This is a genomic window from Legionella navarrensis (assembly GCF_052527415.1).
The window spans coordinates 22708-36739 of the sequence record NZ_JBNVZR010000012.1 but is presented as its reverse complement, the minus strand read 5'-3'; the positions used below and the strand labels follow the sequence as shown (position 1 = coordinate 36739).

The following is a 14032-nucleotide window of genomic DNA, read 5'->3' as shown; positions in this document are numbered from 1 at the left end:
AAAATGGTGGGCCGTATAGGATTCGAACCTATGACACAAAGGTTAAAAGCCTTCTGCTCTACCAACTGAGCTAACGGCCCATTACAACGAAAATCTTCTAAACATTCTGGTCATGAATGGGTTTGACCAAAATGGTGGGCCGTATAGGATTCGAACCTATGACACAAAGGTTAAAAGCCTTCTGCTCTACCAACTGAGCTAACGGCCCATTACTGGGTGGTACTTTCTTCTATGGGATGACTGCTATCAACCTGGTGGGCCGTATAGGGATCGAACCTATGACACAAAGGTTAAGAGCCTTCTGCTCTACCAGCTGAGCTAACGGCCCAAGAAGGCTGAAATGATACCGGATTAAGACGAAAATTCAAGCCCTTTCATGTGTTTTTTTTTGATTAATGTGTTCTCTCTGTATAAGGTCTTGTTACTGGCCAGAATTGTCCAGCCCTGGGTGCTCAGACTGAGAACCTGTTTGTCCAGCTCGCAGGTCGGGATGAGCAGCAGCAAAACATCGGCACCAAGGGCTCCGCAGCCTTTGGCGGCCAGAATGGATGGGTTGGATTTCAATTCATCCAGTTGCCGCAGCGTATGACCGGCGGTCAGGTGCAGGGAGCTTAGCTCCTGTTGCCAGGCATTGATGGTCGTGATCAGCTGCTCGCTGTCGGCTCGCTCGAATGCCTGTTTTGCATCCTCTGCCAGGAGAATCAGTTTGTGCAGGGATGGCAGTGTTGCTGCCTGCAGGTGATGATGCGTGGCCAGTTTGTGGCCGCTGTGCAGGAGCAGGAAGGACAGATCGTGGAAAGGCCAGTCGTAGCTGATGATCTGGTTATCGTTTCGGTTAATATAGACGCATTGCTGTTGTGACTGAGCCAGAACATCGTAGGCACTGGGGCGCAGGCCCTGGCCTGTCCAGGAGGACTGGTAATAGGCTTTCAGCATGGCCTCGAACTCAGGTTCCTGACCAGATAAATAGCAATCAGCCAGCCAGGCACCCAGAAATTGTGCGCTGGATGCGCCTAATCCACCCTGCCCCGCATAGGGATCTCGCCATAGCAGCCCCTGTGGATGCCGGCAGCGCGACCACCAGCGACCAGCCGGTGATTCGGGGTGGATGGCGGAAGGATAATCTCCACTGGTCAGGCTCAGTTCAAAACAGGGCGCTGTAGTCAGAACAATGGCGCCTGCACCGGCAACTGCGGCGTATTCCCCCAGCAGAAATGTTTTGGCCGGTATGCGCCACTTCATTCTGTTGCTGCCGCTTGTCGAATGGCTGCCAGCAGTTCGCGGGCGTTATTCAGACTGACCCGCTTGTTTTCAACCAGATAATTCTGCAGGCCTGTTTTCAGTTGTGGCATTTCCTGCTCGGAGGCTCCGGCTACCATCAGCAGGTTATCGATATGCAGCTTCATATGCCCTTGAATGATACCTTCAGTGCAAAGAGCCTTGATGGCCCCCAGATTCTGCACCAGCCCGACAGCGGCGATAACGCGCGACAGGTGATTGGCAGATTCAATACCCATCATCCGCAGACATAATCTGGCTGTTGGATGCAAAGCCGTTACACCGCCAACAGTACCAACGATGATCGGTGCGGTCAGCTGGCCAGTCAGGCAGCCATCCGCAAAACGCCAGCGGGTCAGCGCCCGGTATTGACCGGTGTGTGCGGCATAGGCGTGCATGCCGGCCTCTACGGCACGCCAGTCGTTTCCGGTGGCGATAAGTACGGGATCTATACCGTTCATAACCCCTTTGTTGTGAGTAGCAGCCCGATAGGGATCCGTTTCAGCAAAGATGGAGGCCTCCTGCAGACGCTCTCCCAGTTCGGTATCTACATCACGAATCACAACCTGAGCTGTTGTCAGTTTCTGATCGTTCAGATTAGACAAAATACACATGGTTACTAATTCACCACTCAGATTTTCAATGGGCGCCTTCAAATACTCCAGAACCTGATTAATGATGTTGGCACCCATGGCATCGCAGCTGTTCATGGTGAGATGGATAACCGCCATCACCCCACCATCGGGCCGTGGCAGGCGGCGAAGATGCAGATCAGCCACGCCGCCGCCTCGTCTGACCATATTTGCCGCGACGTCTTCGTTGGCTTTTTCAATTAAGAATCGTTTGTTTTCCTGAAAAACTGCTTCAAGCCGTTCGTAGTTGTTGACCCGGGCCAGCTGGATCTGGCCGATGATGCATTCGCCATCAACCCAGGTATTAATTTCACCCTGCTGCCGGATCCATTTTGCGGTTTTGGACAGAGCGGCAATGATGGACGTTTCTTCCACTGCCAGCGGAATGACATAGTCCTGACCGTCTATATGAAAGTTGGTCGCAACCCCCAGGGGCAGTTGAAAATAGCCGATCACATTTTCGATAAGCTTGTCAGCAAGGCCGGTGTCTGTGACGCCCCCATTGCGCAAATAATCCAGATCTTCGATGGTAAGAGCACCCAGCTGTATTAAGCGCTGGAACCGCTCACCGCGATCAAGACGGGAAAACCCCTGGAATAACTGGCCCGCCTGATTGCTTATAGGCATACTTTCTCCTTCAACTCGCTGATAACGCGGCTGCCTGTGCAAAACATGGCAACCCGCAGTTCGTATTCAATAGTCTTCATTAATTTGTAAACGCTGTCGGCACTGTTCATGGCGGCTTCCAGCATGGGCTTGGCGAAACCGATACTGCTGGCCCCGAGAGCCAGTAACCTGGCCGCATCCAGGCCATGGCGTACGCCACCGGAACCCCATATCTCGAAACGTGGCTTAAGAGCAGCGGCGTGTTCTACGCTGGTCACGGTATCAATACCCCAGTTTTTAAAGGTCTGAGCGGTTCTGGATTGTATGGACTCGAATGAGGCACGTGCGCCTTCGATGCGCCCCCAGTGTGTTCCACCAAGACCGCTGACATCGACTGCGGCAACACCTGTATCATTAAGACGTTTCAGGGTAGATGATGAAAAACCGCAGCCTGTTTCTTTCACTACGATGGGAATACTCAGGCTGTTAACCAATCGTTCAAGAGCCTGCCAGCAGCCCTTGAACTGTGGTGTTCCTTCGGGTTGAATGACCTCTTGCAACGGATTGCAGTGAATGATCAGTGCGCGCGCCTCTAATACGTCGGTCAAGCGTTGAATATCAGACAGGGATGCGGTCAGCAACTGCGCAATACCAAGATTACCGAGTAAATCAGCATGGGGAAAATCACGACGCAGCGGCAGCCATTCGGAAGCAGCGAGAGGATCAGATAATTCACGACGCTGCGACCCCACCCCCATATACCAGCCGCTCTGGGAGCAGGCTTCAATCAAACGACGGTTTATCGACTCAGCCCCCTTATGCCCGGCGGTCATGGAACTGACCAGAAAGGGGTTAGGAACGGCCTGCCCAAAACGGATGCTGTTGATTTGGATATCCTGAAAGTCCAGATCAGGCAGAGCCTCATGGATCAGGTTAACCCGGTCAAAGGCCTGGCGTTCATTGGCCTGGTTCACGGGCAGCAACGCCAGTTCGATGTGATCTTGTTTACGTTGCTCAAATTGGCTGTAATCGTCGTGCATGATCGGTTATCGCGCAGGGAAATATGCAGCATTTTATCACAAGACAGCGTTTTGGAGTATTGAAATTCGGATTAGCAGGTCAGATTCTATCTGCCCTGTTAAATTTATGAATAATTGACCATTTGTTTCTTCGTTAATATAATTGCGGTTTTTTTACCCAGAGAACACATATGCCAGACAAATTTTCAGAAAACACCTACGTGAAAAGCGATTTTTTCATCAGCGCGACGCAAGGCTTCCTGGGTGAGGCAAAAAGCACTGTAAAAACGCCTGCAAAAAAACCCCTCAGAATCCATCGACAAGAGCATCTTCCCTCCATTCTGCCTTATTTTATCGATGCCTCTACTTCAAAAAAAAGAGCGAGAACGAAGGCTCATCTTGAGCAGGGTGCCACCAAGGTTGCGAGATGCCCGGCTAAAATTGCCGTGTCGGATCGACCTGATGGAGAAGGAAAAGGTGCCCTTTTTGATCATCATAGATTACAAAAGGTAACAAGCCGTCCAACGCAGGTGATTACTCCTGGTGGAAGACTGCCCAGTCTGCTGAAATCACAGCTCAAGATGACGGCACACATCACATTGCCCTTTGGTGTTGAACATCACAAAATACATCGCCTGGTTCCAGAATCAGAAAATATCAACATCGCAGAATCTGGCCTGATCTACATACCGGGTGTATCAGCCGCTGAATATAAAACACAGGCCTACCAGGAGAGAATGTCCCTTGAAATGGACATCATCCGAGGTGCCCGCCTGCGTGGTCAGCCTGTTCTGGCTGTCTGCGGTGGATTATGGACTTTCTATAAGCAGTTTGGTGGGGACATCATGGCTGTTTCCGGGCACAATTATCGCGGAGGCATGCCTCATTTATCAAGAGTCGCACCTGAGGTGGTCAATAATAAGATGGTTCATCGAATCGAGGTAGCTCCGGAGGCCAGACTGACCCTGGCTGCGTTGAGCCTGTATCATACACCAGACATGCAACTGCCTGTGAACAGTGTCCATTCTTATGCCGCCGATCCCAGTAAGCTGCCTCCCGACCTTATCATCTCGGCTCGCTCGGTACGGGATGATACGCTTGCTCCCATTGATGGTCACTCCCCGGATAAACAAAAAATCAAACCAGACGACTGTATTGAAGCTCTGGAAAACAAACATCCAGGCGCGCCATTCCTGGCGGTTCAATGGCATCCGGAAGCCTTTGGAGCAACGAGTCCAGCCTGGCACTTTCCAGAAAAGCAGATGGACATGCTAATATACATGGCGGTCGCCGGGCAGACCTATACCCTGCGCAGAGCCCTGGTTAAGGAGTTCAATGCTTCGGGCGCAGCGGTAAGATCGAAACTGCGTAAAACGAAACAGCTGACAAACGGACATGAAATCATAAAAACCGAACGCCACTCTTATGAACAGTTCCGGCTGTATAAAAGCTTTTCAAAACAACCAGTAAGACATAAGGAAGAGCTGCGCAGGGAAATAAAAATGAAAGAAAATTATGTGCTCGAAAAAGAGCCGAAAAGGAGAACGCAAAGCATGCTGCGGCCAAAATAATTTCGTTTTTTATCATTAGCTCTTTGCCGTGTGGATGCGTTTCGTATTATCCTAGGCTATTTCCTGAACGCATGGCGATTATGACCAAAAACAACGCACAATTTGTCGAGAGCGACGATGGCTATTTGTGCCGGGGTTCCTGGTCGGTTACCGAGTTAGGCTCGCTGTCGTCGAGCCTGGCCCGAGAACCTCTTCCAGAAGCGGAACGAGTCACGCTCAGTGGCAGGCAGCTTGAGCATTTCGACAGTGCGGGCGCGATTGCTCTGGCCGGCTACCTGCTCAGGCTGGAGCAACAGGGCAAAGACGTCAGCCTGATTGATTTTTCCGAACGGCAGTTATCCCTGCTGGAACTGGTTAAGTCAAAACAGGACGTGCTGGACTATCAGGTCCCCCCTCCTAAACGGCATGGTCTGCTGTATCTGTTGGGCGTGCAGGCTGTGGAAAAATTTAAGCAGACCAGTGGATTCGTCACGCTTCTGGGTGATTTATTTCAGAACCTGGTCCTCACGCTGGGCAATTGGCGGCGTTTTCGCCTGCCCAGTATTGTGTCCAATATCAATACAGCCGGTATACAGGCCTTGCCCATCATCGGTCTGCTGTCGTTCCTGATTGGCATCGTGCTCGCCTATCAAATGGGTTTGCAGCTGCAGACTTACGGCGCCAATATTTTTATCGCCTACCTGTCCGGCATGGCTATTTTTCGTGAATTTGCGCCTCTGATTACCGCCATTATTGTGGCCGGTAGAACCAGTTCGGCCTTTACCGCGCAGATTGGCAGCATGAAGGTCAATGAGGAAATTGACGCGGTGCAGACCATGGGTCTGTCCCCTACGGAATTACTGGTATTGCCTAAGGTTCTGGCCATGCTTATCGTGTTTCCTTTGTTGATATTCTGGGCCGATTTTTTCAGCATCCTCGGTGCCATGTTCATGGCCAAAGCCATGCTGGGCGTGGATCATTTTGATTTCCTGAGTCGATTAAAAGAATCCGTGGGGCTGCGGCAGCTGATGCTGGGTTTATATAAAGCGCCGGCCTTTGCTCTCATCACCGCGCTGGTTGGCTGTTATCAGGGATTCATGGTTCAGCCTAACGCCGACAGTGTCGGTCAGCTCACCACCCGCAGCGTGGTCCAGGCGCTCTTTCTTATCATCATCGCAGATGCCATATTCTCCATTGTGTACAGTTGGCTGGACCTTTAGCTATGAGTGAACCAATAATCGAGATTACGGGTCTGAAGAACTACCTTGGCAATCAATGGGTACATTCCGATGTTAACCTGACGGTTAATCAGGGTGAAATCGTTGCGGTCATCGGCGGCAGTGGCAGCGGTAAAACCACTATTTTTCGCTGTCTTTTAATGCTGTTAAAACCCACTGCCGGGCACATCAAAATATTCGGCAGGGACCTGTCAACCCTGTCAGAGCAGGAAGCAACCCGACTCCGGCAGCGCTGGGGCATGCTCTTTCAGCACAGCGCCCTCTTTTCGGCCTTAACGGTTCAAGACAATATCATGTTCCCCATGCGTGAGTTTACGTCTCTGGATAACAGCTTCATGCAGGAGCTGGCCATGCTCAAGCTGGCTCTGGTAGGATTACCTAAAGAATCGGCCGGTAAATTTCCTTCGCAGCTGAGTGGCGGGATGCAGCGGCGCGCAGCCGCAGCGCGGGCCATTGCCATGGATCCGGAGCTATTGTTTCTGGATGAGCCCACAACAGGCCTTGATCCCCACAGCGCTCGAAGATTTGACGACCTGGTTCTGTTTTTACGTGATACGTTGAACTTAACAGTGGTCATGATCAGTCATGATATAGAATCGTTAAGACGCATCACCGACCGGGTGGCCTTTATCGGGGATGGTAAAGTGCTGGCCGTTGCGCCTCTGGCGGAATTAATGCAAAATCCTCATCCAATGATTGTGGATTATTTTAGTAATGTAACCTGATATAGTAATTATTTATCACTGCATGGAGTCTATTTTTGGAAGCAAAAACCAACTATACCCTGGTGGGGCTGGCTGTACTGATCCTGACAGCAGGCCTGCTGATAACGGCTTTATGGCTGTCGGTTGGGTTTGACCAAAAAAGCTACAGTAATTACGTTGTTCTTATTCGCGAAGCTGTTTCAGGTCTGAGCGAAGAATCGCCGGTGAAATTCAACGGCGTTCAGGTTGGCTCCGTATCCAAAATTTCGCTGAGCCGCACCGATCCAAGGCAGGTCCGCCTGCTGCTTAAAATTGTGGAAGGCACGCCGATTACGATCAGCACCACTGCCACCTTGATTTCTCAGGGCATTACCGGCACCACATACGTCGGCCTGTCGGCCAGTTCATCTGATTTGACGCCGCTGAAAAAACTGCCTGATGAAAAATATCCAATCATTCCCAGTAAGCCTTCTTTGTTCCACCAGCTCGACAGCGTACTCAAAGAAGTGTCTGAAAGCGTTAAAACCGTGAGTATGAAATTAAATAACGTGCTGGACAAAGAAAACATTTCCAATTTCAAGACGTCTCTTTCCAATCTGCGAACCTTTACCGATGTGGTTGCCAGACATGAAAAAGACATCAGTGAAAGTCTGAAAAATCTAAACGCGGTCAGCGCCGAACTACCTGCCGCCATACGTCAGATGAGCAGCGCCGGCAAGCAAATCTCAAGCACGATGAAGTCTGGTGAAACAGCCATCAATAAAATTTCCCAGCAGACCATACCGCCTGCGGTCAATCTGCTGAATAAATTAAACAATATCGCGGCAAATCTGGAAAAGATAAGTGCCCAGATGCGACAGAACCCGGCCATTGTGATACGTGGCACAACGGCACCGACCCCTGGGCCTGGAGAAAGAAAGTGAAGACACTGGCTAAACTGATTCTACCCTGCATTTTGCTGTGCCTGCTTGCCTGCTCACCTATCAAGCCAGCCGTATCCTATCAATACAAACTGGGCAGCTTCAGCGGTAAACAGCTGGCTACACGCGCCAGCCAGCATTCCATCCTGATCACGCAGCCGGAAGCCGTGGCAGGTTACCAGACGGAGCAAATGCTCTACGTTAAAAAAACCTTTGAAATCAGTTCATTCGCCAACAACGCCTGGATCAGCGCCCCCGCGGACATGTTGTTCCCCTTGATTTTACAAAGCATACAGCGCTCAGGTTATTTCTATGCTGTTGCCTCCAGCCCAACCTCGGATCAGACCGATTATCGCCTTGATACGCAATTAATCGAATTACAACAGAATTTCCTGCAACACCCCAGCGAAATCCGCTTGACGGTCAAAGTGGTTTTAACCCATGTTTCCGATAATCGCGTTATCGCCTCCCGCGTTATCAGCCAGCGAATCCCCTGCCCGATGGATACACCCTATGGCGGTGTGATTGCGGCTAATCAGGCAGCCGAGCGCTTCACGGCTGAGTTGACGCGCTTTGTAGTAAGCGAATTAAAACGCGGCTAAACGGCCTGTGTTATACTTTAATCATGTATTTCACTGTGTAATAACGCCATGATATCTGATGAAGACAAGGCCTTGTTTCGGCAGGCCGTGCTGGCGACCAGGCCACTTAAAAAAAATCCAGGAATACCGGCATCAGAAAGTCGCCCGGCACCACGTAACAAAACTGGACAGCCCCGCCCCGGACCTGAAACCGCAGACCATAAAGAGGTACAGGAGCAGGAGTTATACCTGTCGAGCTACTATCCTGAAGAGGTCCAGTCTCACTGCGTTCTATCCTACAGCGGTCATCAGATTCCACCTAAACGCATGCGTGAATTGAGGCAGGGACAGATTCGCTGGGAAGCAAGACTGGATCTGCACGGCTTCCGACCCGACGATGCGCAACGGGTTTTACTGTCGTTTATCCGACAGCAAATGGCCCAGCATCATCGCTGCCTGCTCATTATCCATGGCAAAGGCAGCCTGAATGGCGAAGCCCCCGTATTAAAAAATCTGGTCAACCACTGGCTGCCACAGATCCCACAGGTACTGGCCTTCCACAGCGCTCACCCCAGAGATGGCGGTACGGGCGCCATGTACGTGCTATTAAAACGAAACCGAGGTTAACAGCCAGTCTTCCCTGTCTAAAGATGTTTTTTGCAAAGACTTAAGTGACGATCGATTGAATTTCTGCTCATAAAAGAGTACTATCTGTGCAAATTTTTGAATTGTGTAACCATGAGCAAACAACCTATTATTATCGGAATTTCAGGCCCTTCTGCCTCAGGCAAAAGTCTTTTAGCCAATACTATCGTCAGTGAACTCGGTTCGGATCAGGTGGCGGTCATCTCTGAAGATGCATATTATAAGGACAATGGGCACCTGCCTTTTGCCGAGCGGGAAAAAATTAACTATGATCATCCCAATGCCTTTGATCATGCCCTGCTTTGCGATCATTTGCGGCAGCTGCAACAGCTGAAGACGGTCGATATCCCAATTTATTCGCACTCAAAACATCTGCGTATGCCGGAAACCCGGCGTATTGGCAGTCACGCCATTATTATTATCGAGGGTATTCTGCTGTTCAGCGACAAAGCCCTGCGCGAAGCCATGGATATTCGTATTTTCATGTCTACGCCTCTGGACATCTGTCTGTTACGCCGTCTGAAACGTGACGTCGTTGAACGGCATCGTTCGTTTGAATCCGTGGTACATCAATACGAAACAACCGTACGCCCGATGTATTTACAGTTTATCGAGCCATCGAGCCGATATGCCGACGTGATTGTTCCCAGAGGGGGCGAAAATCGCATTGCTATCGACATGATCCAGGCTAAAATGCGTGAACTACTTGCGACTCATCAGAAAGACCAAAGGAGATGACATGGGATTTTTACAAGGTAAAAAGGCACTGATTGTTGGCCTGGCCAGCAACCGTTCAATCGCTTACGGAATAGCCAAAGCCTTTCATGAACAAGGCGCTGAACTGGCCTTTACCTGGCAAAACGAAAAACTGCAGAGCCGTGTTGAAACCATGGCAGCCGAATTTGGTTCCACATTGACCTTTCCCTGCGACGTGTCGTCTGACCGGGAAATTCAGGCAGTAATGGACCAGCTGGGTCGTCACTGGCCACAGTTTGATATTCTGGTTCATTCCGTAGCGTTTGCGCCCGCTGATCAAATCAGCGGTGATTTTGTTGAGTGCAGCACCCGCGAAGGATTTCGCATTGCCCACGACATCAGCGCCTACAGTCTGGTTGCCTTAACCAAAGCGGCCATGCCACTGATGCAGGACAGTCAGGGTTCCATTCTGACCCTGAGTTACTACGGCGCTGAAAAAGCGGTACCCAATTACAACGTCATGGGCGTTGCCAAGGCAAGCCTGGAAGCAACGGTACGTTACCTGGCTGCCAGCCTCGGCCCCAAAGGCATACGCGTCAACGCGATTTCAGCGGGTCCCATCAAAACGCTGGCTGCTGCAGGCATTAAGGACTTTCGTAAGATGCAGCATGCCTATGCGGAGAGCACCCCCCTGAAGCGCAACGTCACAGCCGACGAAGTGGGTAACACCGCCGCGTTCCTGTGTTCAAACCTTGCCTCAGGTATTACCGCGGAAGTGCTGCATGTGGATGCCGGCTACCATGCGGTATCCATGATGAATTTGGAATCATAAGATAAAACAGTAAACACAGGGGTGCCTTGATGCGTGCATTGAGGCTGAGAAAGACCCTTATAACCTGCACTGGGTAATGCCTGCGAAGGGAGTGTGAAAACAGGAGCGTTTTGAACGCTCAGGATCAGGGCGTATGCCCTCCCCCTCATCCCCAACCCTTCTCCCCCAGGGGAGAAGGGAGCGTTTTTGGTATTTCTGTTACCCGGTGCCTTTGATATTTTCTGGAGGCACTGATGTTTAAATTAATGCTGGAAAAAAGCGCAGATACGCTTTCAGCCATCTACAACCATTCTTTTAATCAGCAACTGCAGCAAGGCACATTGGCTAAACGCGTTTTCTATCATTATCTAGAACAGGACGCCTTGTACCTGAATGCCTTTGCGAAAGCCTTAAAGGGCCTCGCCAGACGTCTGGATGACCCGCAGCACCAGCAGCAGTTCCACAGCCTTGCCGCGGACACCCTGCAGGCAGAGCAGGATTTGCATACCCGTTATTTTCAGGCGCCAACGTCACCCCGCTTTTTTTCATCTTCAAGGCAGACCATCGATAAAATCCAGGTGATTGAAGCCTATACTCAACACCTGCTGCAAACGGCAAAGCACGCTCCTGTTGAGGTAGCCATGGCGGCCTGTATCCCTTGTTTCTGGGTTTACAGAGAACTGGGTATTCAGATGAGCGAGAAAGAGCGCGTGCCGGATAATCCCTATCAGGATTGGATTGATACCTATTCCTGGCCAGGATTTGTTACCGCAACAGAAGCCCTGATAATCACGGCCAGCTCACTCTGTGACGAGGTCAGCTGCCCGGAGCGGCAAAGAGCAATTCTCCTGGCCTTTCAGCAATCGGCAGAATATGAATTACAATTTTTTGACGAGGCACGGCTGGTAGACGAGCATGACTGCGCATTCCCGATTCAACAATAACAGCAGCCATGTTAAAATTGGAGCTATGATGCAGGATAGAAGCAACGAAGACATGAAGAAGATCATTCAACTAAGCGGCGGTGACACGCTCGTTATTTCCAAAGCGCATATTGAAGACGCGGCTCCCGTTATTGATTATCTCAATAGGGTTGGTGGTGAAAGTGATTTTCTTACCTTTGGGGCAAATGGTTTTCCGCTGACCTATGAACAGGAAGAAGAAATCATTGCAGACTGTCTGAGCACGAATCAGTGCCTGATGCTGGTTGGAAAAATTAATCAACATATTGTTGCACAACTCTTTCTCGAACGCTCCAGAAATCCTCGTCTTGATCATATCGGTGAAATTGGTATCACGGTTGCGCAAGCCTGGTGGGGGCAATCAATCGGTACTCATCTGCTCCAGTCAGCGATTGTATGGGCGGGAGATAATCAAATTTCGAAACTGCAGCTTCACGTAAGATCAGATCACGATTCTGCCATACATTTATACAAAAAGCAGGGGTTTTGTATTGAGGGAGTGATAACGCGGGCAATCAAAATTAATGATCAGTATTTTGATAATTATGTTATGTCACTGGCTATAAACAGGCATGATATGGAATAAATCATAAATAAGCTCAGACTCATTTCAAGTGTGAACACGGGTGCGCCGCGATGTTGCGAACAATATCATTGAAACCTGCTGGCGGCCGGTATTGGTGCACCTTCCGGGGAAGACGACACCATACTGCACGCCAGCATGGTTATCTGGATTGCTGTTACATGGGCTATATTAATCGTCGAGCAGGCCCAGCGATTTCACCATGTCACGCTCCTGACGCAGCTCGTTTAATGTTGCGTCAAATTTTTCCTGAGCGTAGGCGTTGAAGGGCAGTCCTTCAATAATCGATACGCGGCCATTATCACGGCGGCATGGATAAGAGAAGATCAGACCTTTATCTACGCCGTATTCACCATTAGAAGGCATGCACATGGAGAATGACTCGCCAGCGGCAGTGTCGTTAACCAAGTGGCTGACGCCCTGAATAATGGCATTGGCTGCAGACGCTGCAGATGACAGGCCACGCGCCTTGAGAATCGCCGCTCCGCGTTGCTGTACGGTTGATACAAACGTATCTTTCAGCCAGGCTTCGTCGTTGATGACAGCTGCAGCCGACTGACCATTGATTTTGGCATTATAAAAATCAGGATACTGAGTAGCAGAATGGTTACCCCAGATGGTCATTTGACTGACATCTGTAATCGCCACACCGGCTTTGGTCGCCAGCTGAGTACGGGCACGCAGCTCGTCCAGCGTGGTCATGGCATGGAAGCGGTTGTTGGGGATATCGCGCGCATGGTGCATGGCAATCAGGCAGTTGGTGTTGCAGGGGTTTCCGACAACAAACACATTGACATCCTCTGCGGCGTGGTCGTTAATGGCCTGCCCCTGCTGAGTGAAGATACCGCCGTTGATCTGCATCAGATCCGAGCGTTCCATACCGGGTTTACGCGGTACGGATCCGACCAGCAGCGCCCAGTTTGCGCCACTCATGGCTTCATTCAGGCTGGAGGTGCAGACAATTTTTTTCAGCAGCGGAAACGCGCAGTCGTCCAGTTCCATGGCCACGCCGTGCAGAGCAGGCAGTGCTGGCTCAAGTTCCAGTAACTGCAGTTCCACTTCGGTTTTGGGGCCGAACATTTGTCCCGATGCAATACGAAACAACAGGGCATATCCGATTTGACCGGCGGCACCGGTAACGGCTACTTTAACTCGATTTGTCATTATTTTTTTTCCTCTTTTAACCACTGTTTAACTAATAACAGCGCAGCAATACTGCGCGCTTCTGAAAAATCAGGCCTTAGCAGCAAGTCATCACTCGCCGCCAGGGGCCATTCAATCACATCGGGCGGTTCGGGCTCGTCACCTGGCAAAGACGAGGGGTACAGGTCACGGGCCAGTACCAGATCAAGTCTGGCACCAAAATAACCCGGTGCGAGGGTCATGGATTTCAATGAATGAAAGCGCCTCGCAGCCATGCCAACTTCCTCCTGCAACTCCCGATTGGCCGCTTCAAAGGGCGATTCCCCCCTGTCAACCAGTCCTTTTGGAAAACCCAGCTCATAAGCGTCCGTACCGGCGCCGTATTCACGCACCAACAGCAGCGATTCGCCTGCCGTGACAGCAACAATCAGTACGGCACCGTGGCCGTGACTGCGAATACGTTCGTAAATTCGCTGTGTTCCATTCGAAAAGTGCAAATCCAGTTGTTCAATCGTAAACAAATTCGATTTGGCAACCACTGTTCTTTTTTTGCAAACCGGCTTTTCACGCATCATCATGACCTGGATTAAAGTTTTTTCAAGCGGTTCAAAGTATAGCATGATACTATTGCACTCTTTAACAAACCAGCCCGAATTGAAAATAA

15 protein-coding genes, 3 tRNA genes and 1 riboswitch are annotated in these 14032 nt (G+C 50.5%); of the genes, 10 read left to right on the top strand and 8 right to left on the bottom strand.

The features are described 5' to 3' along the window. Positions 1-4: 4 nt before the first annotated feature. From ACQUTA_RS08420 to fni, 6 genes are all read right to left on the bottom strand, one after another. Positions 5-80: transfer RNA gene (locus ACQUTA_RS08420), tRNA-Lys, on the bottom strand. Between the two features lie 52 nt (positions 81-132). Further along, positions 133-208 (bottom strand) — tRNA-Lys (locus tag ACQUTA_RS08415). 44 nt (positions 209-252) lie between these two features. Beyond that, positions 253-328, bottom strand: a tRNA-Lys gene (locus tag ACQUTA_RS08410). 23 nt (positions 329-351) lie between these two features. Beyond that, positions 352-1242 carry a hypothetical protein gene (locus ACQUTA_RS08405; RefSeq protein ID WP_444987794.1) on the bottom strand — a complete coding sequence of 297 codons (891 nt, stop codon included), beginning with the start codon at positions 1240-1242 and terminating at the stop codon, positions 352-354. Then, positions 1239-2537 carry a hydroxymethylglutaryl-CoA reductase, degradative gene (locus ACQUTA_RS08400; RefSeq protein ID WP_444987793.1) on the bottom strand — a complete coding sequence of 433 codons (1299 nt, stop codon included), beginning with the start codon at positions 2535-2537 and terminating at the stop codon, positions 1239-1241. The genes ACQUTA_RS08405 and ACQUTA_RS08400 overlap by 4 nt, the downstream gene beginning before the upstream one ends. After that, a complete protein-coding gene (fni, locus tag ACQUTA_RS08395; RefSeq protein WP_444987792.1) occupies positions 2528-3556 on the bottom strand; it encodes a type 2 isopentenyl-diphosphate Delta-isomerase in 1029 nt (342 codons plus the stop codon). The genes ACQUTA_RS08400 and fni overlap by 10 nt, the downstream gene beginning before the upstream one ends. 170 nt (positions 3557-3726) lie before the next feature. Here fni and ACQUTA_RS08390 point away from each other — a divergent pair, with 170 nt between their 5' ends. The 10 genes from ACQUTA_RS08390 (at position 3727) to ACQUTA_RS08345 (ending at position 12228) form a co-directional block, all read left to right on the top strand. After that, entirely contained in the window at positions 3727-5106 is a 1380-nt protein-coding gene (locus tag ACQUTA_RS08390) for a gamma-glutamyl-gamma-aminobutyrate hydrolase family protein (protein ID WP_444987791.1), read from the top strand. A gap of 80 nt (positions 5107-5186) precedes the next feature. Next, positions 5187-6305, top strand: a complete 1119-nt coding sequence (locus tag ACQUTA_RS08385; protein ID WP_444987790.1) for an ABC transporter permease — start codon at positions 5187-5189, stop codon at positions 6303-6305. 2 nt (positions 6306-6307) lie between these two features. Then, on the top strand, positions 6308-7048 hold the full coding sequence (locus ACQUTA_RS08380) for an ABC transporter ATP-binding protein (RefSeq protein ID WP_444987789.1): 741 nt from the start codon (positions 6308-6310) through the stop codon (positions 7046-7048). A 35-nt stretch (positions 7049-7083) separates the two neighbouring features. Then, positions 7084-7950 carry an MlaD family protein gene (locus ACQUTA_RS08375; RefSeq protein ID WP_444987788.1) on the top strand — a complete coding sequence of 289 codons (867 nt, stop codon included), beginning with the start codon at positions 7084-7086 and terminating at the stop codon, positions 7948-7950. Beyond that, positions 7947-8549 (top strand): ABC-type transport auxiliary lipoprotein family protein, encoded by a 603-nt coding sequence (locus ACQUTA_RS08370; RefSeq protein WP_444987787.1) that lies wholly within the window; start codon positions 7947-7949, stop codon positions 8547-8549. Before ACQUTA_RS08375 ends, ACQUTA_RS08370 begins: the two co-directional genes overlap by 4 nt. A gap of 48 nt (positions 8550-8597) precedes the next feature. Beyond that, positions 8598-9155 carry a Smr/MutS family protein gene (locus tag ACQUTA_RS08365; protein WP_444987786.1) on the top strand — a complete coding sequence of 186 codons (558 nt, stop codon included), beginning with the start codon at positions 8598-8600 and terminating at the stop codon, positions 9153-9155. 111 nt (positions 9156-9266) lie between these two features. Continuing rightward, complete coding sequence (gene udk, locus ACQUTA_RS08360; RefSeq protein ID WP_444987785.1) at positions 9267-9911, top strand: uridine kinase; 645 nt, start codon at positions 9267-9269, stop codon at positions 9909-9911. Between the two features lies 1 nt (position 9912). Continuing rightward, on the top strand, positions 9913-10701 hold the full coding sequence (locus ACQUTA_RS08355) for an enoyl-ACP reductase FabI (RefSeq protein ID WP_444987784.1): 789 nt from the start codon (positions 9913-9915) through the stop codon (positions 10699-10701). Between the two features lie 7 nt (positions 10702-10708). Then, a riboswitch (TPP riboswitch) is annotated at positions 10709-10809 on the top strand. A 125-nt stretch (positions 10810-10934) separates the two neighbouring features. Next, positions 10935-11624: a TenA family protein gene (locus tag ACQUTA_RS08350; protein WP_444987783.1), complete on the top strand. Its 690-nt coding sequence runs from the start codon at positions 10935-10937 to the stop codon at positions 11622-11624. Next, positions 11596-12228, top strand: coding sequence for a GNAT family N-acetyltransferase (locus ACQUTA_RS08345; protein ID WP_444987782.1), 633 nt, complete (start codon positions 11596-11598; stop codon positions 12226-12228). Before ACQUTA_RS08350 ends, ACQUTA_RS08345 begins: the two co-directional genes overlap by 29 nt. Positions 12229-12396: 168 nt before the next feature. Here ACQUTA_RS08345 and ACQUTA_RS08340 read toward each other — a convergent pair whose 3' ends face one another. Further along, positions 12397-13389 carry a malate dehydrogenase gene (locus tag ACQUTA_RS08340; protein ID WP_444987781.1) on the bottom strand — a complete coding sequence of 331 codons (993 nt, stop codon included), beginning with the start codon at positions 13387-13389 and terminating at the stop codon, positions 12397-12399. Further along, complete coding sequence (gene nudE, locus ACQUTA_RS08335) at positions 13389-13988, bottom strand: ADP compounds hydrolase NudE (protein ID WP_444987780.1); 600 nt, start codon at positions 13986-13988, stop codon at positions 13389-13391. Before nudE ends, ACQUTA_RS08340 begins: the two co-directional genes overlap by 1 nt. Positions 13989-14032 lie beyond the last annotated feature (44 nt).

What these genes read in the sequence shown, in the direction of transcription:
- ACQUTA_RS08405 (WP_444987794.1), bottom strand. Translation starts at nt 1,242, where the DNA reads ATGAAGTGGCGCATACCGGCCAAAACATTTCTGCTGGGGGAATACGCC.
- ACQUTA_RS08400 (WP_444987793.1), bottom strand. Translation starts at nt 2,537, where the DNA reads ATGCCTATAAGCAATCAGGCGGGCCAGTTATTCCAGGGGTTTTCCCGT.
- fni (WP_444987792.1), bottom strand. Translation starts at nt 3,556, where the DNA reads ATGCACGACGATTACAGCCAATTTGAGCAACGTAAACAAGATCACATC.
- ACQUTA_RS08390 (WP_444987791.1), top strand. Translation starts at nt 3,727, where the DNA reads ATGCCAGACAAATTTTCAGAAAACACCTACGTGAAAAGCGATTTTTTC.
- ACQUTA_RS08385 (WP_444987790.1), top strand. Translation starts at nt 5,187, where the DNA reads ATGACCAAAAACAACGCACAATTTGTCGAGAGCGACGATGGCTATTTG.
- ACQUTA_RS08380 (WP_444987789.1), top strand. Translation starts at nt 6,308, where the DNA reads ATGAGTGAACCAATAATCGAGATTACGGGTCTGAAGAACTACCTTGGC.
- ACQUTA_RS08365 (WP_444987786.1), top strand. Translation starts at nt 8,598, where the DNA reads ATGATATCTGATGAAGACAAGGCCTTGTTTCGGCAGGCCGTGCTGGCG.
- udk (WP_444987785.1), top strand. Translation starts at nt 9,267, where the DNA reads ATGAGCAAACAACCTATTATTATCGGAATTTCAGGCCCTTCTGCCTCA.
- ACQUTA_RS08355 (WP_444987784.1), top strand. Translation starts at nt 9,913, where the DNA reads ATGGGATTTTTACAAGGTAAAAAGGCACTGATTGTTGGCCTGGCCAGC.
- ACQUTA_RS08350 (WP_444987783.1), top strand. Translation starts at nt 10,935, where the DNA reads ATGTTTAAATTAATGCTGGAAAAAAGCGCAGATACGCTTTCAGCCATC.
- ACQUTA_RS08345 (WP_444987782.1), top strand. Translation starts at nt 11,596, where the DNA reads ATGACTGCGCATTCCCGATTCAACAATAACAGCAGCCATGTTAAAATT.
- ACQUTA_RS08340 (WP_444987781.1), bottom strand. Translation starts at nt 13,389, where the DNA reads ATGACAAATCGAGTTAAAGTAGCCGTTACCGGTGCCGCCGGTCAAATC.
- nudE (WP_444987780.1), bottom strand. Translation starts at nt 13,988, where the DNA reads ATGCTATACTTTGAACCGCTTGAAAAAACTTTAATCCAGGTCATGATG.